Source organism: Hyphomicrobium sp. (genome assembly GCF_036833075.1).
Lineage (GTDB): Bacteria > Pseudomonadota > Alphaproteobacteria > Rhizobiales > Hyphomicrobiaceae > Hyphomicrobium_C.
On record NZ_DAITQL010000077.1, the window covers coordinates 1 to 20,111 of the forward strand.

At 66.5% G+C, this 20,111-nt stretch carries 19 protein-coding genes, 1 tRNA gene and 1 pseudogene; 8 read left to right on the forward strand and 13 right to left on the reverse strand.

Annotated elements, in window-relative coordinates:
• Positions 1 to 365, forward strand: a pseudogene (locus V7082_RS17505) (ketol-acid reductoisomerase); the annotation flags it as partial.
• A gap of 275 nt (positions 366 to 640) precedes the next feature.
• Entirely contained in the window at positions 641 to 886 is a 246-nt protein-coding gene (locus V7082_RS17510) for a hypothetical protein (protein WP_334150614.1), read from the forward strand.
• 66 nt (positions 887 to 952) lie between these two features.
• On the opposite strand, the gene V7082_RS17515 is transcribed toward V7082_RS17510, so the two are convergent.
• Entirely contained in the window at positions 953 to 1,117 is a 165-nt protein-coding gene (locus V7082_RS17515) for a hypothetical protein (RefSeq protein ID WP_334150616.1), read from the reverse strand.
• 357 nt (positions 1,118 to 1,474) lie between these two features.
• Here V7082_RS17515 and V7082_RS17520 point away from each other — a divergent pair, with 357 nt between their 5' ends.
• Entirely contained in the window at positions 1,475 to 3,355 is a 1,881-nt protein-coding gene (locus V7082_RS17520; RefSeq protein ID WP_334150617.1) for a bifunctional diguanylate cyclase/phosphodiesterase, read from the forward strand.
• 18 nt (positions 3,356 to 3,373) lie between these two features.
• On the opposite strand, the gene V7082_RS17525 is transcribed toward V7082_RS17520, so the two are convergent.
• Both V7082_RS17525 and ligD (V7082_RS17530) read right to left on the reverse strand, forming a co-directional pair.
• On the reverse strand, positions 3,374 to 4,474 hold the full coding sequence (locus tag V7082_RS17525; protein WP_334150619.1) for a GGDEF domain-containing protein: 1,101 nt from the start codon (positions 4,472 to 4,474) through the stop codon (positions 3,374 to 3,376).
• Positions 4,475 to 4,784: 310 nt separating this feature from the next.
• Complete coding sequence (gene ligD, locus V7082_RS17530) at positions 4,785 to 5,786, reverse strand: non-homologous end-joining DNA ligase (protein WP_334150621.1); 1,002 nt, start codon at positions 5,784 to 5,786, stop codon at positions 4,785 to 4,787.
• Positions 5,787 to 5,843: 57 nt separating this feature from the next.
• Between ligD (V7082_RS17530) and V7082_RS17535 the strand changes: the two genes are divergently transcribed.
• Entirely contained in the window at positions 5,844 to 6,122 is a 279-nt protein-coding gene (locus tag V7082_RS17535; protein ID WP_334150622.1) for a transglycosylase, read from the forward strand.
• A 6-nt stretch (positions 6,123 to 6,128) separates the two neighbouring features.
• On the opposite strand, the gene ligD (V7082_RS17540) is transcribed toward V7082_RS17535, so the two are convergent.
• The gene (ligD, locus tag V7082_RS17540; protein WP_334150624.1) at positions 6,129 to 7,703 is read right to left on the reverse strand and encodes a non-homologous end-joining DNA ligase; all 1,575 of its coding nucleotides are present in this window, start codon (positions 7,701 to 7,703) and stop codon (positions 6,129 to 6,131) included.
• 235 nt (positions 7,704 to 7,938) lie between these two features.
• Complete coding sequence (gene ku / locus V7082_RS17545; RefSeq protein ID WP_334150626.1) at positions 7,939 to 8,793, reverse strand: non-homologous end joining protein Ku; 855 nt, start codon at positions 8,791 to 8,793, stop codon at positions 7,939 to 7,941.
• Between the two features lie 247 nt (positions 8,794 to 9,040).
• Between ku and V7082_RS17550 the strand changes: the two genes are divergently transcribed.
• Positions 9,041 to 10,432, forward strand: coding sequence for an APC family permease (locus V7082_RS17550; protein ID WP_334150627.1), 1,392 nt, complete (start codon positions 9,041 to 9,043; stop codon positions 10,430 to 10,432).
• An 85-nt stretch (positions 10,433 to 10,517) separates the two neighbouring features.
• Here V7082_RS17550 and V7082_RS17555 read toward each other — a convergent pair whose 3' ends face one another.
• The gene (locus V7082_RS17555) at positions 10,518 to 10,871 is read right to left on the reverse strand and encodes a hypothetical protein (RefSeq protein WP_334150629.1); all 354 of its coding nucleotides are present in this window, start codon (positions 10,869 to 10,871) and stop codon (positions 10,518 to 10,520) included.
• 267 nt (positions 10,872 to 11,138) lie between these two features.
• Here V7082_RS17555 and V7082_RS17560 point away from each other — a divergent pair, with 267 nt between their 5' ends.
• Positions 11,139 to 13,295 (forward strand): alpha,alpha-trehalose-phosphate synthase (UDP-forming), encoded by a 2,157-nt coding sequence (locus V7082_RS17560; RefSeq protein ID WP_334150630.1) that lies wholly within the window; start codon positions 11,139 to 11,141, stop codon positions 13,293 to 13,295.
• A gap of 13 nt (positions 13,296 to 13,308) precedes the next feature.
• Here the strand turns inward: V7082_RS17560 and V7082_RS17565 are convergent, their stop codons facing one another.
• Entirely contained in the window at positions 13,309 to 14,823 is a 1,515-nt protein-coding gene (locus tag V7082_RS17565) for a glycerol-3-phosphate dehydrogenase (protein WP_334150632.1), read from the reverse strand.
• A gap of 169 nt (positions 14,824 to 14,992) precedes the next feature.
• Here V7082_RS17565 and V7082_RS17570 point away from each other — a divergent pair, with 169 nt between their 5' ends.
• Positions 14,993 to 15,676, forward strand: a complete 684-nt coding sequence (locus V7082_RS17570) for a YiiX/YebB-like N1pC/P60 family cysteine hydrolase (RefSeq protein WP_334150634.1) — start codon at positions 14,993 to 14,995, stop codon at positions 15,674 to 15,676.
• Positions 15,677 to 15,685: 9 nt separating this feature from the next.
• Here the strand turns inward: V7082_RS17570 and V7082_RS17575 are convergent, their stop codons facing one another.
• Positions 15,686 to 16,045, reverse strand: coding sequence for a DUF962 domain-containing protein (locus tag V7082_RS17575; protein ID WP_334150635.1), 360 nt, complete (start codon positions 16,043 to 16,045; stop codon positions 15,686 to 15,688).
• 188 nt (positions 16,046 to 16,233) lie between these two features.
• On the opposite strand from V7082_RS17575, the gene V7082_RS17580 reads away from it, so the two are divergent.
• The gene (locus tag V7082_RS17580) at positions 16,234 to 16,407 is read left to right on the forward strand and encodes a hypothetical protein (RefSeq protein WP_334150637.1); all 174 of its coding nucleotides are present in this window, start codon (positions 16,234 to 16,236) and stop codon (positions 16,405 to 16,407) included.
• A gap of 89 nt (positions 16,408 to 16,496) precedes the next feature.
• Here V7082_RS17580 and V7082_RS17585 read toward each other — a convergent pair whose 3' ends face one another.
• From V7082_RS17585 to V7082_RS17605, 5 genes are all read right to left on the reverse strand, one after another.
• A complete protein-coding gene (locus V7082_RS17585) occupies positions 16,497 to 16,685 on the reverse strand; it encodes a hypothetical protein (RefSeq protein WP_334150639.1) in 189 nt (62 codons plus the stop codon).
• 41 nt (positions 16,686 to 16,726) lie between these two features.
• Positions 16,727 to 17,077 carry a hypothetical protein gene (locus V7082_RS17590; RefSeq protein WP_334150641.1) on the reverse strand — a complete coding sequence of 117 codons (351 nt, stop codon included), beginning with the start codon at positions 17,075 to 17,077 and terminating at the stop codon, positions 16,727 to 16,729.
• A gap of 1 nt (position 17,078) precedes the next feature.
• Positions 17,079 to 18,002 (reverse strand): J domain-containing protein, encoded by a 924-nt coding sequence (locus V7082_RS17595; protein WP_334150642.1) that lies wholly within the window; start codon positions 18,000 to 18,002, stop codon positions 17,079 to 17,081.
• 137 nt (positions 18,003 to 18,139) lie between these two features.
• A tRNA-Lys gene (locus V7082_RS17600) sits at positions 18,140 to 18,215 on the reverse strand.
• Between the two features lie 161 nt (positions 18,216 to 18,376).
• On the reverse strand, positions 18,377 to 19,933 hold the full coding sequence (locus tag V7082_RS17605; RefSeq protein WP_334150644.1) for a 2-isopropylmalate synthase: 1,557 nt from the start codon (positions 19,931 to 19,933) through the stop codon (positions 18,377 to 18,379).
• Between the last annotated feature and the right edge of the window lie 178 nt (positions 19,934 to 20,111).

The following is a 20,111-nucleotide window of genomic DNA, read 5'->3' on the forward strand; positions in this document are numbered from 1 at the left end:
ACGCGCCCGAGATGGCCTATTTCGAGTGCTTGCACGAGGTGAAGCTGATCGTCGATCTCATCTACGAGGGCGGCATCGCCAACATGAACTACTCGATCTCCAATACCGCCGAATGGGGCGAGTACGTCACCGGCCCGCGCATCGTCACGCCCGAGACCAAGGCGGAGATGAAGCGCGTTCTCACCGACATCCAGACCGGTAAGTTCACGTCCGACTGGATGCAGGAGTACAAGGCCGGCGCGGCGCGCTTCAAAGGCATTCGCCGCATGAACGATTCCCACCAGATCGAGGAGGTTGGCGCCAAGCTCCGCGCCATGATGCCTTGGATCGCGAAGAACAAGCTGGTCGATAAGGGTCGCAACTAGACCATGGTCACTTCAGGCCCTATCAGCCTGAAGTGTGAATCATCGGTCTCAACAAAGAGAGAGAGCGTGATCCCGATTCAATAAAAAATGATCACGCTTGACACCGGTAACGACGGTTCCGGTAAGGGGCGCTCGGCGATCGGCTGGGCGCCCCTTGTTGCGTAAAGTCCGCGCCCGTCGTGCCGTCGCGCGGCGGGAGCGATCCTGCGCTGGAAAGCAGCCCCGTTTCGGAGCATCTTGACATTGCACAGGCAACGGAATGGGGAGTGTGAGCGATGAAACGCGCAATCGTCTCGATAGGTCTTGCGGCCGCGCTCGCGGTGGCCGGCACGCTGGTGTTCGATGCGGCCCGCGGTCCCGACCAGTCGGCGGCCATCGCAGCCAAGGCCTACAAGACCTGCAAGGCCCGGACCTCGTCCGGCAAGACCAAGACGTGGCGGTGCGGGGCGGATCAGGCTTGCTGCGTCAACAAGATGCTGAACTCGTACGTGTGCGGCTACCCGGGACTGGGCTGCCTCTGACCTCTCGTCTCTGATCGCGGCGAGGGCGAGGTTCGGCCCGCTCGGATCCCGCCCTCGCCCGCGTGTCTAGAGTTCGACCCGGTCGAGCGCCGGCGCATGGAGCCGGTGCGCGCGCTGACGGCTCTGAGCCGCGCGCGTGTCGGGCGCGAGGTCCGCTCCGGCGTCGGGCGCATCGGACAGGGCCCGGCCGGCCAGCAGGGGGCGGATGATCCGTCGGAAGAACTGAGTCATCGATCTGCTCCTACGCATGACAACGGGACGAGAGGAGACCGGCCGGGCGTGCCGCTCATGGCCTTGTCTCGCATCCGCAAGATGAACGAGCCCTTAACGGCACCGCATGCTGCGCGCATGCCGTCGGCGAACGGGCGGGATCGATGGTCGCTCCAGGGGATCTGCGCGTTTTTTCGGCACGCATTAATGAAACGTGGAGGGTACCGTCATTCTGTCTACGGTTTGCCGGGCCGATTATAATTTCGGCAACTGTTGCCATGGAATAAGTACGCAGCATCTCCCGAAAGCCGCGGGGTTGCGGCCCAGGGAGACCCATTCGGGGAGCCTCGATCCGCGGGCAGGAGAAGAGGGAATACGGTGCGCGGGAGCAGGACACGAAGCCGCAGCGTCGAAGATCGTCTCAAGGACATCCAGCACGAGATCCTCGTCGCGGTGGCCTCGGGCGAGCCGCTCTCCGACGTCATGACGCTCCTCTGCCGGCGTGCCGAGGAGGTGGCGCCCAATGCCATCTGCTCGATCATCCGCGTCGATTGCGAAGGGCGGTTGCGCCCGCTTGCCGCGCCGTCGCTGCCGGCTTGGTATTCTAAGGGAATCGATGGCCTCCCGATCGGCCCGATGACCGGATCGTGCGGCACCGCCGCTTACTCCGGCGAGCCCGTCGAGGTGGTCAACATCGGCACCGATCCGCGCTGGGCCAGATACAAGGAGCCGGCCCGTATCCTCGGCCTCAGCGCCTGCTGGTCGAATCCGATCAAGTCGCACGATGGCCGCGTCATCGGAACGTTCGCATTCTACTTCCGCCGCCCGCGCCCCGCGAGCCGGCTGGAGAAGCGCATCGTGGACCGTTGCGCGCACCTTTGCGCGATTGCCATCGAGCACTGGGACGCGCGCGCCCGTATCGGGCGGCTCGCCTACACGGACGCCATGACGGGGCTCGGGAACCACGCGCTCCTGGCCGAGGAGTTTCCAAAGATCGTCGATCGGGCGAAAGCTCTCGGCAAGGAGGTGGCCGTCTTCTACGTCGACCTCAACGGGTTCCGGGCCGTGAATGCCGCGCAAGGGCATAAGATCGGCGATCGGCTTCTGCGCGCGGTAGCCGCCAGGATCCGCGGGGCCTGCGCCACCGCCGACCTCATCGCGCGCCTCGGTGCGGACGAGTTCCTGATTGCGAAGACGGAGACCCATGGCGGCTCCGAGTTCGAGGCGATGGCCTCGGCCCTGAGCGTGGCTCTCGCGGAACGCTATGACATCGACCACGGCATGGAGCTCAAGATCGGCGCATCGGTGGGCGTCGCCCGCTTCCCGCATGACGGCGCCGATCTCGAGGCTTTGATGGGACAAGCCGATACCGCGCTGCGGCAGGTCAAGGGCTCGGGCCGGCCCGGCTACGCCTTCTATACGGCGAAGCTCGATGCCGAGAGGCGCGCTCGTCAGGCTTTCGAGCGGGATGTCTCTGTTGCCGCCTTCGCCGGCCAGCTCTCGCTCGTCTTCCAGCCCCAGGCCGATGCGCGGACGGGCGTCATCAAAGGCTTCGAGGCGCTGCTGCGCTGGAACCATCCGGTCCACGGCTACGTCCCGCCGAACCAGTTCATCCCCGCGGCCGAAGCCTGTGGCGCCATCGAGGGCATCGGCGCGTTCGTTCTGCGCCAGGCGCTGGCCCTGGCCGCCGGATGGCCGAGGCATCTGCGCGTCGCCGTCAACGTGTCGCCGGCTCAGATCGTGCACGCGGATTTTGCAGAGCTGGTCGAGAGCGTGCTGGGCGAGACCGGCGTCGAGGCTTCGAGGCTCGAGATCGAGGTAACGGAGAGCCTGTTCATTTATGACGCCGACACGGCGCTCGAGACGCTGAACAGGTTGAAGGCGCTGGGCGTCAGCGTCGCCATGGACGATTTCGGGACCGGCTACTCGTCGCTCAGCACGCTGCGGTCGTTCCCGTTCGATCGCATCAAGATCGATCGCAGCTTCATCGGCGACATGGTGAGCAACAAGGACGCCGCCGCCATCGTCAACTCGATCATGACACTCGGCAAGGCCATTGGACGCCGGGTGATCGCCGAGGGGGTCGAGACGGCGGAGCAGCTCGAGCTCTTGAGGAAGCAGGGCTGCAACGAGGTGCAGGGCTATCTGATCGGCAAGCCGCTTCCGATCGAGCGCTATGCGGTGGTCATGGGAAAGCCCAAGCCGCGTCCTACCCGTGCCGTGAGAAAATCCAAGCCGGCACGCTCCGCGATCGCCTGAGCGGGTTGCGGTCGGCCGTCAGCTCTGGCCGAACGCCACGACGCGATTGCGCCCCGAGGACTTAGCCTCGTAGAGCTTGGCGTCCGCGCGCTGCACCAGCGTGTCGATGCTGTCACCGGGCTGATATTGCGCGACGCCGAACGACGCGGTGAGCTGGCCGACCTTCTGGTTGGTCTCCCGGACGGTCAGTCTCTTGCTTTCGAACTGGCGGCGGATGCGCTCCGCGATCGCGCGCGCCGCGTTCTGATCGGTCATGGGCAGGATGATCGCGAACTCCTCGCCTCCGTAGCGGATCACCGTATCGGACTCGCGGACGCCCCCGTCGATGACCCGGGCGAACATCTTGATGAGCTCGTCGCCGACCTGGTGTCCGAACGCGTCGTTGACGCGCTTGAAGTGGTCGATGTCGCACATGACGAGCGACAGCGCCGCAGCCTTTTGCTCGCAGTCCTTGATGGCCTTGTCCATCGAGGCGTCGAACTGGCGCCGGTTGCCGGTGCCCGTCAGCGGGTCTTTGAGCACGGATTCCTGGGCCTGGCTCAGGCTCGCGCGGAGCGATTTGATCTGCTGGTACGAATCCTCGAGCCGGCTCTTCAGCGTGCTGGTGTCCTGGCGCATGCGCTCGTTCTCCGCGACGAGCAGGCTGACGATCACGCGCACCTGCTCCGATTCCGGCAGGCCGGCGAGCCGCGTCTGCGCGTTGGCCAGGGATTTGGCATAGCTCTCGTTCGTCGCGATGTGTGCGCGAATGTGTTCGAGCACCTTGGCAAGCTCCCGTTCGAGCTTGTGTCCGACCTTTGCGGTCGCGTCGCGGTTCTCTCCGGCTCCGTTCGTCCTGGAAAGGCTCATCGAGAGCAGCCGCATGAGGCCGGCGAAGCTCAACGCGACAGCGCTGATGAGCGCCAGTCCGATGAGCGTCAACCCGATGAGGGCGGCGGGATTGTAGAGGGTTTCGACCACGCTTCCGTCGCCGCTGATGTGCACGCTGCGCAAGGTTCGGATGGCGGTGAGATCGAAGTCGGATGCGGCGACGAGAACGACGAGCGCGGCGAGCACGGTAGCGCCTCCGCCCGCCAGCGCGGCGCGTTCGGCTGTAGTCAGGTCTCGAAGCGAGATCATGAGAGGACACTTTGCGGAATGAAATGGGGGAGTATGCGAAATCGGGTGCTACAGCATATGCGCCCAACGCGGCCTTTGATGGAATAGAACATAAGTCAGGTGCCAATCGGACGGCGCACGGGAAAAAATCCGGGCCCGGATCGCGCGTGGACGGCATGATCGGGCGGAACAGAGTGACAGCAGAATGCGCTTTCAGCGATTTCGAGCCGGCCCGAAATCCTTACTTGCGTACGTAAGACACTGGCAGCCTATGTGATTCTGTTTGTCGTCGGAAGGAAGGGGAATCCCGATGGATCTGCGGCCCGTCGCCTCAAGGCCAGTGGACGTCCCGGGCCGGCTTGTCCTGCCTCAGGCCCTTGAAGGCGGCGTGGCGCAGAAGACCGTCACCGGTCCGGCTTCGGTATGCGATCTGGGCGACGAGCGCCGGTTCGACCCAGGTGACACCGCGCCGCTGGACGGCCGTGAGGGCGGCTGAGAACGGCGAGGCGGTGGACCTCAGCGGTTGCAGCGCCTGCCAGACGGCGCGGGCGCTCTTGTGCGTGAAGCCCGTGCCGACGCGCCCGCGATAGACGAGCTTTCCTTTTTCGAACGTCCCGAGCGCCAGCGCGCCGACGGCTTTGCTGTCGACGGAGGACGTGAGGTATCCGCCGATGACGAATTCGTCGGTCTGGACGCACTTCGACTTGAGCCAGTCGCCGTTGCGGCCGGAGCGATAGGGGCGGTCCGCACGCTTCGATATCACGCCCTCGAGCCCGAGCGTGCAGGCTTCCCTGAGCACCGCCTCGCCGTCGCCCGCAAGGTGCGCGCTGTAGCGAAGGTGCCTCGAACGGCTCGGCTTCAGAACCGACTCGAGCAGCTCCTTGCGCCCTAAGAGTGGCGCGGGGGTGAGAGCGACCCCATTCAGATGGAGGAGATCGAACGCGACGAAGCGCATGCCTTGGACCTGCCGTTGCTCCAGGGCCTCGACGAGCGCGGCGAAGCTGGTCACGCCGTGCGCGTCCTCGACCACCGCCTCGCCGTCGATGAGGGCGCTTTTGACGCGGAGGCCCTTGAGCGCTTTCGCTATCGAGGGAAATCGTCCCGTCCAGTCGAGGCCTGTGCGCGTGAGGAGCTGCACGGATCCGTTCGCGATGCGCGCCTCCAGCCGGTAGCCGTCGAGTTTGATCTCGTGCACCCAGTCAGCGCCTTCGGGCGGTGCATCGGCGAGTGTCGCGAGACAGGGCGGAACGAACGCCGGCAGTGCGTCGGGCTTGCGGCCGGCGAGCAGCCGGGCGCCGCTGCGGCCGCGCTTGGTGCTTTCCACGGAACTCATGGGCGTTCGTCAGCATTCAGCGCAAGCGCATTGTGCGCGCTCGGGAAAGGGACCGCTATGCCCATCGTCACCACGGCTATCATGACGTTCATCATCCTTGTCGTCATCGGCATCCTCGTCGGATTGCTCTTCAACCGGCGAGGTCGAAGCTGGCTCGGCCGGCAGGTGGCAGACGCCACCGGCGCGGGTGACGTCACATACAGCTTGGTTGGCATCGCCGGCTCGTTCATGGGCTTCCACATCGGCGTCATCCTGGGCCTGCTTCCGTCGATCATCCTCTATGTTGCTGCCATTATCGGCGCTGCCCTGACCATCTGGCTCTGGCGCGGACGCTAGAAGCATCTATTTTCCGTCCACGAGCTTGCGGATCGCCGCCTTGAGCGGCCGCGCGCCCTTGTCGTAGTCGGTCCACGCTTTGGTCTTGCCGAGCAGGTCTGGCACCGTGCGCAGCGTGAATCGCATGGGATCGAGCCCCTTTCGAACCTGTGCCCAGGTCAGCGGCATCGACACCGGCGCACCCGCACGGGCACGCGGAGAGAGCGGTGCGACGGCCGTCGATATGCGGTCGTTGCGCAGATAGTCGAGGAAGATCTTTCCGCCGCGAAGGTTCTTGCGCATCGTTGTGAGGTAGCGGTCCGGGCTGTCCTGCGCCATGGCCTCGCACACGGCATGCGCGAACGTCTTCGCCGCTTCCCAGTCGAGCGTCTCCTTGCCCCCGGTCTTGAGCGGCACGACAACATGCAACCCCTTGCCGCCCGTGGTCCGGCAGAACGCGACGAGACCGAGCGCTTCGAGACGTCCCCTGAGCTCGTTCGCTGCGCCGACCACGGCATCGAACGCGACGCCGGGCCCCGGATCGAGATCGAACACGAGGCGGCCCGGCACGGCCGGCGCGTTCGGTGCACAATTCCACGGATGAAACTCGAGGGCTGCCGCCTGCGCCATGGCGATCAGCCCTTCGACGCTGTCGATCTGGATGTAGGGCTCCCGGTCGCCGGCGATGCGCACCGCCGTCACGTGCTCGGACGTGCCGCCGCGCGCATGGCGCTGGAAGAACGTCTCGCCGCCGATCCCGTCCGGCGCGCGGACGATGGAGCAGGGGCGCCCTTCGATGTGCGGCAGCATCCAGGGGCCGACCGCTGCGAGGTAGCGGGCAAGGTCGGCCTTGGTGACGGCGGGCTCGCGCCCGGCCGCCGGCCACAGGACCTTGTCCGGGTTCGAGATCGCAATGCCGAGCACGGGATCGCTGCCGTCCGAATGCCAGACCGCATCCGGCCTGAACGCGGCCCTCCTTGCGCGCATGAAGGGCTCGGGCCGCCGCCCCTTGCCAGCCGCGATCTCCGCCATGCTGCGCCCGGAGGCTACGGAACGGTCCTGCTTGAGCAGCCCGTCTCCGTCGCCCGGCCTGGCGTAGGCGTCCTTGTGCTTGATCAGGAGCCAGTTGGTACGCGTCCCGCCCATGCGGTCGCGCTTCATGCGCACGAGCACCCAGCTCCCCTTGAGCTTCGTACCCGCGAGCAGGATCTTGAGGTCCCCGTCGCGGAGCGCCTCGGCCGCGGGCTTGTCGCCCTCCGCCATCCAGAAACCGCGGTCCCACACCATCACGGTGCCGCCGCCGTACTCGCCCTTCGGGATGGTGCCCTCGAAGTCGCCGTACTCGAGCGGATGGTCCTCGACCTCGACGGCGAGCCGCTTGTCCTTGGGATCGCGCGAGGGCCCGCGCGTCACCGCCCACGACTTGAAGACACCGTCCATCTCGAGGCGGAGGTCGTAGTGAAGCCGCGTCGCGTCGTGTTTCTGGACGACGAAGCGCGGATAGTCCGCTGCGCGGATGGCCTCGCGGCCGCGGGGCTCTTCGGTTTTGGCGAAGTCACGCTTGGCGCGGTAGGCGGAGAGCTTTTTTGCGGGCCGGGCCATCTCTCATAAATCCACGGCTCGTCGAAGCGTTTCAAACGGACGGCTGGTATGCTTCCGTTTTTGCCGAATAAGCGCGGTGCGGTGCGGCAGCGTGTCTGGGCACCGGCCTTCGCCGGTGTGACGGAGAGTCGAGGCGATCGGCGCGAACGCAAATAACGTCATCCCGGCGCAGGCCGGGATCCAGACACGTCTAACGTTGATGTCGCCGCGTCGTTTCATGTAGCCCGGAAGATCGTCACGCCCGCTTCTTGGTGCTGCGCGTGGATTTGGCTTTCGGGGTCCCCGCTTTCGAAGGCGGCTTCTCGGACGACGCCTTGACGCTCCGCTTCAGCGCTTCCATGAGGTCGACGATGTTGCCACCCTTCGGCCGCTCCTGCTCATGCGCGACGATCCTGCGGCCCTTGAGCTTGTCCTGGACCAGGGCCTTGAGCGCGGTCTGATAGCGGTCCTCGAATGTCTCGGGCTTGAACGCCTTCGACTTCTTGCCGATGAGCTGCACGGCGAGATCGACCATCTCCCGGTCCGGCTTGGCGGCTGGCACCTCGTCAAAGAAATCCTCGGGTCTGCGCAGCTCGTCCGCGTAGCGCAGCATCTCCATCACCAGGCCGTCCTCGAGCGGCGCGATGGCGACGAGCCACTCCCGGCCCGAGATGGTGATCTGCGCGAGGCCGACCTTGCCGGTCTCGCGCAGGGCTTCGCGGATGACGACGTAGCCCTCGCCCGAAAGCGCGTCGGTCGGCGCCACGAAATAGGGCCGCTCGAAGTAGCGGTAGTCGATGTCCTTGGCATCGACGAACTGCACGAGGTCGATGGTCTTCTTGCTCTCGAGCTTGACCGCTTCGACCTCCTCGGGGTCGAGCGTCACGTAGGTGTCCTTGTCCACCTCGTAGCCCTTGACGATGTCCTTGCTGTCGATCTTGCCGATCCCCTGCACGACCTTCTCGTAGTTGACGCGCCGGCCGGAAGGCTTGTGGATCTGGCGGAAGGAGATGTCGGCCTTGGATTCGACGGCGTTGTAGATCTCGACGCCGATCGTGACCAGCGACAGTCTGAGGAAACCCTTCCAGTAGGCACGGGCCGCTTTGGGCATGACGCAACACTCGGACTAAGGGCCTGAGGGAACCAGGCAGGGACGGGACTGTTGTGGTCCTGATTTTTTGACAACGCAAGATCGGCGCCAAGGTTTCGCGACGCCCGCGAACGGTCTCGGCGTATCGGTTAACGGGTGCAATCTCCAAGGCGCAGAGCGCCGCGGTAGGGCGTGCGCACCCGACCGTTGACCGCAGAGCGGCGAGTTGCGAGGCTTGCCGGCCGCTCGATCCAACGGGAATGCCGATATGCAACATGACCCGAATCGCACCTCGGGCTCGTCCGACGGGCCTGGCGCGCCGGCCCTGCACAGGGTCATGGGGCCCTGGCTGCTTCTGCTCTTCGTCGTCGGCGATATCCTCGGCACCGGCATCTACGCGCTCACCGGCAAGGTGGCGAACCTCGTCGGCGGCGCCGTCTGGCTGCCCTTCCTCATGGCGTTCGCCGTCGCGCTCATGACGGCCTTCAGCTATCTCGAGCTCGTGACCAAATATCCGCGCGCCGCAGGCGCCGCACTCTACACGCACCGCGCCTTCGGCATTCATTTCCTCACTTTCCTCGTCGCCTTCGCGGTGATGTCGTCCGGCATTACGTCGGCGTCCACCGCATCCCGGGCGTTCGCCGCCAACATGTCGGATGCTTTCGGTCTCGGCCTGGCGGACGGCATCGGCATCACCGTCGCGGGGCTTCTGTTCATGGCGGCCGTGGCGGCCGTGAACCTGCGCGGCGTCGGCGAGAGCGTGAAGCTCAACGTGCTGCTCACCTGCGTCGAGCTGAGCGGCCTCCTGATCATCATCGCCATCGGCTTCTGGGCCATCGGCAACGGCGAGGGCAACGTCTCGCGCATCTTCGAGTTCAAGGCGGACGAGAACGCGGGAGGTCTGCTCGGGGGCGCCATTGCGGCCACGACGCTGGCCTTCTTTGCCATGGTGGGCTTCGAGGACAGCGTCAACATGGCGGAGGAGACCAAGGACCCTGTGCGCACGTTTCCGAAGGTCCTGCTGCTCGGCCTTTTCATCACCGGCGCGATTTATCTGCTGGTTTCGGTCTCGGCGATCACGCTCGTTCCGCCGGCGGAGCTCGGCGAGGGCGAGGCACCGCTGCTCAAGGTCGTGGCGGCCGGCGCGCCGGGGTTCCCGCTCGGACTGTTTGGCTTCATCACCATGTTCGCGGTCGCCAATAGTGCGCTGATCAACATGCTGATGGCGAGCCGCCTCGTCTACGGCATGAGCCGCGAGCGCGTCCTGCCGCCGGCATTCGGAAGAATACATGCGGCCCGGCGCACACCGCATGTGGCCATCGTCTTTACGACGCTTATCGCGTTCGCCCTGATCGCGTTCGTGGGGGAGGTGCCGGCGCTGGGCGGTACGACGGCGCTGTTGCTGGTCTGCGTCTTCGCCGTCACTAACGTCGCCGTCCTCGTGCTGCGCCGCGACCCCGTGGGCCACGCGCACTTCCGCGCGCCGACCCTCATCCCCGTGCTCGGCGCGGCGAGCTGCATCTTTCTCGCAGGCCCGTGGACGGGGCGCGATCCGGTGCAATACCGGATCGCCGGCGTATTGCTCGCGATCGGCGTCGTGCTTTGGATTGCAACGGTCTGGATGGGCCGCAGAACGGGCGCGAAGCCCGCCGGTCCATGAGCTGGTCCCGTTGACGGGACCGGGCGTTGCAGCGCACCGGCGGAACCGGCATCGCGGGCGCGCGTTGATGAGGCGCACGAAACCCTCAATCAGGAGACAACTCATGGCAAACGAGCCCCGGAATCCCGGACAGCAGGGCGGCCAGCCCCGGCAGGACGAGCAGCAGTCCCAGAACGATCCGCGCCGCGATCAGCAGCAGCGCGGCAACCCGAACAAGCCGGGCCAGGATGAAGAGCGTCATCGCAAGCCGCAGCCGGGAGAGTCCGAGCAGGACAAGCCGGGCCGGCAGCAGCAGGGTGAGGATCCGCGCCGCGATCAGCAGCGTTGAGGAGAAACCGGGACGATCAGGACCCTGTCTGGTCCGTTCTGTGATCTCGGAGCCGCCCGCAGGCGGCTCCTTCCTTTTGTGGCGTGAGGCTTGAAGCCCCTTGTCAACCACGCGTCTTTGCGGATGTCCGAAGGGTTGACCTCACCCCTCCCGGCGCGCAGCATGCCCGCACGATCCATTGTCCGTTCACGGCTCCGCCCGCGGGCGTGAGCGAGGAGGATTCCGGCAATATCGCGGAATTGGGACTTTCTGCGGCGCCGCTGGGAGCGCCACCCCAGGCTGTGGGCGTCGCGAGGACGGGCGGCCCATCTCGCCGCGCGCTACGGGCTCATCGCCGTCTCCATCGCGCTCCTTGCCGTCCTGCTCCTCGGTCCGCTCGTGACGTCGCTGATCGACGACTGGTCGCGCCGGGACGTCGAGCTGCGCGCGTCGCTGGCATACAATTCCGTGAGCGTGCCCCTGGCCGGCATGCTCGCCAGCGGACAGGACGACCATATCAACGAGCTCTTCGAGCGAGTCGCGACGACGGATTCCCGCGTCGTTGCCGTCGGCATGTGCCGCAGCGACGGCGAGCCGGCCTACGCGACCAAGCTCATGCCGTCGTCCATCAGATGCGCGGAGATCGCCCGCTCGGACGTCGAGAGCTTCTCCTCGGTCATCGTCAACGGGCGGCGCATGCTGATCGGCGCGTTCCCCATTGCCGTCGGCACGCCGCAGGGGCACTTCATCATCGTTCAGGATCTCACCTTCGCCGAGCATCGCGGCCAGGAGGCGCGCAACTACCTGACGCTCATGCTGGGAGGCATCATCCTCGCCAGCGGTGCGCTCGCCGCAGGCTTCGTGCTCTACCTGATCCGCAACTGGACGCAGAAGTTCAAGCAGGCCGTCACCAGCGCGACCCGCAACGGTGACGCGGGCGCGGCCCCTGCAACGTTCGGCCTCCTTGATCGCGAGGTGCGCCAGGTCCTGCGCCAGCTCGAGATGAGCCAGAGCGCCATCGACCGCGACCAGGCCAACTGGAGCAAGTCCACCCTGCGCGACATCGTGACGGCAGAGCTCCCGGGCGTCGAGGTGCTCGTGGTCGCCAACCGCGAGCCTTACATCCACAATCGCGGTGCCGAGGGGATCGAGATGCAGACCCCGGCGAGCGGTCTCGTCTCCGCCGTCGAGCCCGTGATGCGGGCGTGCGGCGGCACCTGGATCGCGCACGGCAGCGGCACCGCCGACCGCGAGACCGTCGATGCCCGCGATCGGATCGCCGTTCCCCCGGACCATCCCGAATACACGCTGCGCCGGATCTGGATCTCGGAGGAGGAGCAGGACGGCTACTACTACGGGCTCGCCAACGAGGGGCTCTGGCCGCTCTGCCATATCGCCTTCACGCGCCCGGTGTTCCGCGAATCCGACTGGCGCATTTATCGCGCGGTGAACGAGCGCTTCGCCGATGCGGTTGTCGCCGAGGCCAGAACGCCGTCGCCCATCGTCCTGGTCCAGGACTACCACTTCGCGCTGCTGCCGCGCATGATCCGCGAGCGCCTGCCCGAGGCGACCATCGTCACCTTCTGGCATATCCCGTGGCCGAACTCCGAGACCTTCGGCATCTTCCCGTGGAAGGAGGAGATCATCCACGGCCTGCTCGGCTCGACGATCATCGGCTTTCACACGCAGTTTCACTGCAACAACTTCCTTGAGACGGTGGACCGCTTCGTCGAGTGCCGCATCGACCGCGAGGAGGAGTCGGTCACGCACCGGGGGCACGAGACCTTCATCCGGCCCTATCCCATCTCGATCGACTGGCCGCCCGCAGCACTCGCCCGGCAGCGGCCGATCGCGGAATGCCGGGAGGCCGTGCGCAAGCGTTTCGGGCTGCCGCCGGATACCAAGATCGCCATCGGCATCGAGCGCTTCGACTACACGAAAGGCGTGCTGGACCGCATCCGCGCCGTCGATACGCTGCTCGAGGCCCATCCCGAGTGGCGCGGGCGTTTCGTGCTGGTGCAGGTCGCCGCGCCGACCCGCAGCAAGCTTTCGACCTACAGGGGTTTGCAGGAGGAAGCCATCCAGCTCGCGGACGAGATCAACGCCAGGTATGCCGGCGTCTCCCCCGCGCCCGTCCGCCTCATCATCCGCCACCACGAGCCGGACGAGGTGTTCGAGCTCTTCCGCGCCGCCGACGTGTGCATCGTCTCGAGCCTGCACGACGGCATGAACCTCGTCGCCAAGGAGTTCATCGCCGCCCGCGACGACGAGCGGGGCGTGCTCATGCTCTCGCATTTCGCGGGCGCATCCCGTGAGCTCGCCGAGGCGTTGATCATCAATCCCTACGATGCCCACGCAACCGGCGAGGCGCTGCACAGCGCGCTCACGATGTCGGATGCCGAGCAGCACGAGCGCATGCGGCTGATGCGCGCCTACGTCAGCTCCCGCAACGTGTACCGCTGGGCCGGGCGCATGCTGCTCGATGCCAGCCGGCTGAGGAAGAAGCAGCGCATCTTCGAGATCGCCGCCGGCAACCCGGCCCGCGCCGCGCGCTGATGGCGGCCTCTGACTAAAACGTTTCCTTTCGCGTCCCGACGAGGTGCTGAACGAGGATCTCGGCGGCCTCGCGTTGGGTGGCGTCGAGATGCAGCCCCGCCTTCGTGCGCCGCCAGAGCACGTCCTCGGCCGTCAAGGCCCACTCCGCCGCGCCGAGATGGAGAACCTCCCGCTCGGTGAGGCCGCCCCCGATCACGTCGCCGAGGTCGTGATCGGTCTCGGCGTCGTCCACGATCCGCTCGGCGCGCGACCCGTAGAGCGACGCGAGCCGGAGCAGCGTTGCCGGCGCGATGCCCGGATGCCGCCGCACGAGCTCCTGGCAATAGTCGTCGTATCCGTCCGTTCCAAAATCCCCGCCAGGGAGCGGCGCATCCGCCGTCCAGGGTGGCTTGAGATCGGGAAAGACCGGCGAGAGACGCGCGAGGGCGGCTTCGGCGAGACGGCGGAATGTCGTGATTTTCCCTCCGATCACGTTGAGCAGCGGCGGCGCACCCTCGGCCTGGACGAGGTCGAGCCGATAGTCGCGCGAGACGGACGAAGCACGCCGCGCGCCGTCCTCGACCAGCGGCCGTACGCCGGCGAAGCGCCAGACGATATCCTCCCACACCGGAGCCTGGATGAAATAGCGCCCGGCCGCCGCGATCAGGTAATCCTCTTCCTCCCGGCTCGGCGTGAAGCCCTCGGCGGGCGTTTCGACGCCGACGTCGGTCGTGCCGATCAGCGTGAAGTCCTGCTCGAACGGCAACGCGAACACGATGCGGCCGTCCGGGTTCTGCAGGAGATAGGCGTCCTCCGCCTCCGCGATGCGCGGCACGACGATGTGCGTGCCGCGCACGAGCCGCAGGCGGGGCGCACGCTCGCCCGCGCCGGCAAGCCGCGCGACCTCGGCGCACCACGGCCCGGCGGCATTGACGAGCGCGCGCGCTTCGACATCGATGGGGCCCTGTCGCGTCTCCGCCGTGATGTCCCAGACATCGCCGCGCGGCGCGATGCGCGTGACGGGCGCGCGCGTATGGATCCGAGCACCGCGCTCTGCCGCGTCGAGGGCGAGCGTCGCCACGAGGCGCGCGTCGTCCACCTGGCAGTCGTAGTAGGCGAAACCCGTGCGGAAGCCCGGCTTGAGCGGCCGCCCCGCGGGATCGCGCGAGAGGTCGATCGCAGACGATGCCGGGATCCGCCGCCGCTTGGCGAGGTGATCGTAGAGGAAGAGGCCGATGCGCATGAGCGCGCGGGCCCTGAGGCCGGGCGCATGCGGAATGACGAACCGCAGAGGCCGGATCAGATGCGGGGCGCGGGCGATCAGCACCTCGCGCTCGATGAGCGATTCGCGGACGAGGCGGATCTCCCCCTGCTCGAGATAGCGCAATCCGCCGTGGATCAGCTTGGAGCTGGCGGAGGACGTGCCGCCGGCGAGGTCGCCCCGCTCGAAGAGCACGACCGAGAGCCCGCGCCCGGCGGCGTCCGCGGCGATGCCGGCGCCGTTGATCCCGCCGCCGACGATTGCCAGGTCATAGCGCCCGCCCTGCATCGGCCCGCCACTCCAAAGGCTTCGAATGTGGGACAAAAATCCCCTTGTCCGCCGCGATGCGCGACCCCATCGCTGAATCGCCGCCGCCATGATACGCAGGAACCGAGCGTTCCGCGATGACCCCGGCGCCACGAGGCCGCCGCCATCGGGACGCATGCTGGATGCAATGATGAGATTCGCGATCAAAGCCTTCGTCGCCGTGCTGGCGGTGCTCGGCATCGGCCTGACCCTGGCGCCCGCGGACGATCTCCCGCCGCTCAAGACCGGCGATATCGTCTTTCAGAAGACCACGACGAGCGCCAGCGACGCCATCATGTTGGCCTCGGGAACGCAGTACACGCACGTCGGCCTGGTCGAGGTCGACGGCAAGGGCCGGCCGCGTGTGATCGAGGCGGTGGGGCCCGTCCGGGAGGTTCCGCTCGACGCATGGATCAAGAAGGGCAACGGCGGCCGCGTCACCGTCAAGCGCGTCAAGGGGCTCGGGGAGGCGCAGGCCAGGGAGGCGGTAGCGAGCGCACGCCGCTATCTGGGCCGCCCCTACGATCACTACTTTTATGAGACGCGTGACGAGATCTATTGCAGCGAGCTGGTCTACGCCGCCTTCAAGGACGGCCCGGGACTGACGGTCGGGCGCGAGGAGACGGTGCGCGATCTCAACATCGACACCGACGCCGCGCGGAAGCTGATCGCGCAGCGCTGGCGCAGCCATCCGCTCTGCAAGGCCAAGGGGGCGCGGACGTTCAAGGACTGCTACGCGCTCATTCTCGGCCAGACGCTGGTCACGCCGGCCAGCATCGCGCGCGATCCGCAGATGGAGATGGTCTACACGAGCTTCGGTTTCGGCGCCGAATAGAGCACCCCCTCAGGGTTCCACGACGTCGGAGACCGGGAGGCGCTCTTTCGGCGTGACGCGCGCGACTTCTTTTGAAAGCCCGCCCGTGAGCGCGAGGCGCAGCATCCGCATGTCGCCCCGGATCGACCACAGGGGATGCGAGAAGGTCTTGGGTACGTTCCGCTCGACGAGCGCATGCCCGGCCCACGCGGCCCCGTACGCGGAGACGAGGCCGGCCAGCGCCCAGCGGGGCTTTCCAGTCGCGAGAAAGAGGACCGCGCAGCCGAGCCCGATCGCCGTCCCGCCGACGTGGAGCGCGCGCGTCGTGGGGTTGCTGTGGGCCCGGAGATAGTCGGGCCAGAACTCCTCGAAGGAGGTAGGGGCTTTCATGGATCGTCTCCGTTTCACGCGACGGGGGTTCAACCCGTGCGAAGGGTCGTCGTTCCTGCATCGCCTCAAAAAACCGAACATGCGCCTGCAGTCCGGTGCGCGGGTTGCGAGTCGAGTGTGGTGCCGGCGCACTTGCGACGACTCGCGATCGCGATTGTGATGATGGGGCAAGCTTCATGGAGCTGGCCATGTCGAAGGATAACGATGCCTTTTTCGTGTATGGTGCCCCTGTTTGGTATCTGGTCGAGCGTTACCGCGAGCGCATCCGGCGCCGGGTGCTGATGCTCTCGCTCCCGAAACACCACAGCGCGCAGGTCATAGACCTCGCGGAGTGGAAGGCGGCGAGGGACATGCCGAATTAGACCGCGATCACTTCAAGCCCTATCAGCCTGAAGTGTGAGTCATCGGTCTCATTTGCAACAAAACTCCCATAAAGCCATGGGGAGCGTCGCTATTTCAGACGCGCTTTCTCTGCTTCCAGCGTGGCAAGGAGGCTCTCCTGCTCCGCGATGCGGTCCGCCGTGCGCTGCTCGTCGGCAGCTCCGGAGTAGGCGGCAGCTTGCTCGACGAGCCTGCGAAGGTTTTCGCGCACCGCGGCGATGCGGCGGTCAAGCTCGGCTTGGGCTTCGTCATCGGCCATGGAGGCAGCTCCTGAATTTAGGACAAGCGCGAGGCCATGTTTTACGGTTTGGTCCCCGACGTGTCGGCCTCGTCCGTCCCCGACAACCGTCGGGTGATGTCATGCTGTATCGCATCGGGTTGCTCGCAGACGGCGCGGGTCAATGCCTTGAGCCGGTTGCGGGCGTCGTGCAGCTGATCGATCAGAGACAGGATCACGGGCAGGCTCGCGTGCTCGAGACCCATCCGATAATGAAGGTCGCACGCAAGAGCCACGCGCGCCTGGTCGATGCGATCGAAGAGATAGCCGGCCTCGTCGCGGTGCGGCTCGACCACACCCTCCTCGATCCACGTCAGGAGCACGTGCTGCTCGAGGTATGTGAACTGCTGGATGAGTTCGCTTTGCCGGATCATGTCACGAAGCGCCCTTTCCACGCGGGTTTTGCGGATGGGTCTTTTCCCAATCCGCCATGAAATGAGCCAGGGCCTCGTCCGCGCCTTCCGGCGGGACGATGTGGATCGTGACAAGCTGGTCCCCGCGGCCGCCATCCTTGCCGCGCATCACGCCCTTGCCGCGAAGCCTGAGCTTCGCCCCCTCTTTGACGCCCTTCGGCACCGTGAGATCGACCGGACCGTCGACGGTCTCCGCGCGCACACTGGCGCCGTTCAGAGCCTCGCCCAGCGAAACCGGGAGGGTGCTGACGATATCCTGTCCCTCCCGCCTAAAGCCCGGATGCGGTCTGATCGAGATCTCGACATAGGCGTCTCCCGCCTTGCCGTCGGAGCCGGGCAGACCCTGCCCCTTGAGACGCAGCACCTGTCCCTCGCCGAGCCCCGCCGGGATCGCGATGTCGAGCGTCTTGCCGTCGGGCATCGACACCACTTTGCGCGCCCCCTTGATGGCGTCGAGAAAGTCGATTTCCAGCGCATAGCGCACGTCCTGGGGCGGCATGCGGAAACCGCCGGCACGGCCCTCGCCGCGGCCGCGGAAAAGATCGGCAAAGATATCATAGTCGAAATCTGCCCCATCGCCGCCGCCCGCGGCACGGCGCCCGTAGCGGTTGTTGGGCTCGGCCTCGGCGTATTCGCGGTAGAAATGACGCTCCGGCGGGCGCTCGGCACCGGTCTCGTCGATCTCGCCGGCGTCATACCGCTTGCGCTTCTCGGCATCGCCGATGATGTCGTAGGCGGCGTTGATCTCCTTGAAGCGTTGCTCGGCCTCCGGCTTGCCCGGATGGAGATCGGGATGCGTCTCCTTGGCGGCCTTCCGGTATGCGGTGCGGATGTCGTCCTGGCTGGCGTCGCGCGCTACGCCCAACGTTTCGTAAGGATCGGCCATCCGCGAGCATCCCTCATTGCGTGTGCCGCCAAGGGTAGCCCGCTCTCCGTTTCGCGATCAACACTGTCGGCGAGGCGAGCAGGGCCTTGGGCCCGTCAACTCCCGCCACACAGAGAGAACTAAATTATTGAAATCATTGGTGGGTGATCACGGACTCGAACCGTGGACCCGCTGATTAAGAGTCAGCTGCTCTACCAACTGAGCTAATCACCCATCGCCGGCGGCAGGGCCTCTGAGGCCCCGAAGGACGGCAAAGGGGCCCTGCGGAGGGCCCCAACGCCGGTTCGTCTAACACCGGCAACCCCCCTTGTCCAGTCGCATGTGACGGGACGGAAACGCGGCGAGTGCTCCGTCCCGGGCGGGCCGGCGGCCGATCAGCCGATCTGCTCGGCTTTCGCGGTTTTCTGCCGCTTCAGCATCAGCTTGTTGAGGGCCGCTACGTAGGCCCGCGCCGAGGCGACCATGGTGTCCGTGTCGGCGCCCCGGCCGGTCACGACGCGACCGTCCTCCGCGAGTCGCACCGATACCTCGGCCTGCGCATCGGTCCCCTCGGTGACGGCGTGCACCTGGTAGAGTTCGAGCTTCGCGGTGTGCGGCACCAGCCGATGGATCGCCGCGAAGGTGGCGTCCACCGGCCCGTTGCCGTTGGCATGCACGGTCTGCTGCGCCCCGTCGATGTCGAGCGTCAGCGTTGCCGACTGCGGCCCGCCGGTGCCGGCGATCACCTGCAGCGCCACGACCTTCATGCGGTCGTGCGCGTGCGCGATCTCCTCGTCGACGAGCGCCTCGATGTCCTCGTCGTAGACATGCTTCTTGCGGTCGGCCAACGCCTTGAAGCGGTTGAAGGCGTCCTCGAACGCGTTCTCGCCGAGCGCGTAGCCGAGTTCGGCGAGCTTGGTGCGGAACGCGTTGCGCCCCGAATGCTTGCCCATGACCAGCGACGTCTTGCCGACGCCGACCGATTCCGGCGTCATGATCTCGTAGGTCTGCTGGTGCTTCAGGATCCCGTCCTGATGGATGCCGCTCTCGTGCGCGAACGCGTTCCGCCCGACGATGGCCTTGTTGTACTGCACCGGGAAGTTGGTGACCGCCGAGACGAGCTTGGAGGCGCGCGCCAGCATCGTCGTCTCGACACCCGTCCGGTAGGGCAGCGCGTCGCCGCGCGTGCGGATGGCCATCACCACCTCCTCGAGCGCCGCGTTGCCGGCCCGCTCGCCGATGCCGTTGATCGTGCTTTCGATCTGCCGCGCGCCGGCCTTCAAGGCGGCGAGCGAATTGGCGACGGCGAGGCCCAGGTCGTTGTGGCAATGCGTCGAGAACACCGCCTTGTCCGCGTTCGCCACGCGCTCGCGCACCGCGCGGAACATCTCGTAGTATTCATCGGGCATGGCGTAGCCGACGGTATCGGGCAGGTTGATCGTCGTCGCACCGGCCTTGATGGCAGCGTCCACGCACTGGCAGAGATAGTCGATGCCGGTTCGCGTCGCGTCCATGGCGCTCCACTCCACGTCCTCGACGAGGTTGCGCGCGCGCGTCACCGTGGCCGTGATGATCTCGAGCACCTCCGCCTCCGTCTTGCGCATCTGGTGCGCGAGATGGATGGGCGAGGTCGAGACGAACGTATGGATGCGCCCGCGCCGGGCATGGCGCACCGCTTCTCCGGCACGGTCGATGTCGGCGTTGATGGCGCGCGCGAGCCCGGCCACCGTCGCCCGCTTGACGCGCCGGGCGATGGCGGAGACGGCCTCGAAGTCGCCCTCGGAGGCGATCGGGAAGCCGGCCTCGATGATGTCGACGCCCATCTGGTCGAGGCAGTCGGCGACCTCGAGCTTCTCCTCGAAGGTCATGGTGGCGCCGGGGCACTGCTCGCCGTCGCGCAAGGTGGTGTCGAAGATGACGACGCGGTCGCCGTCCTTGGATGCGGTGGTCATAAAACTCGGTCCTTCCTCGGTGGCCAGCCCGATCGTGCTTCCGGAAAGTGGGAACCGGTTTTCCGATAAGAGGCACGATAAACAAAAAAACGTCGGTCGCTGGCAGAGATCCTGTCGGCGTTCGGTCTCGCATCCCCTGAGCACCTGCCCGGCAGTAGCCGGGCCCCCGGTTCTCAGG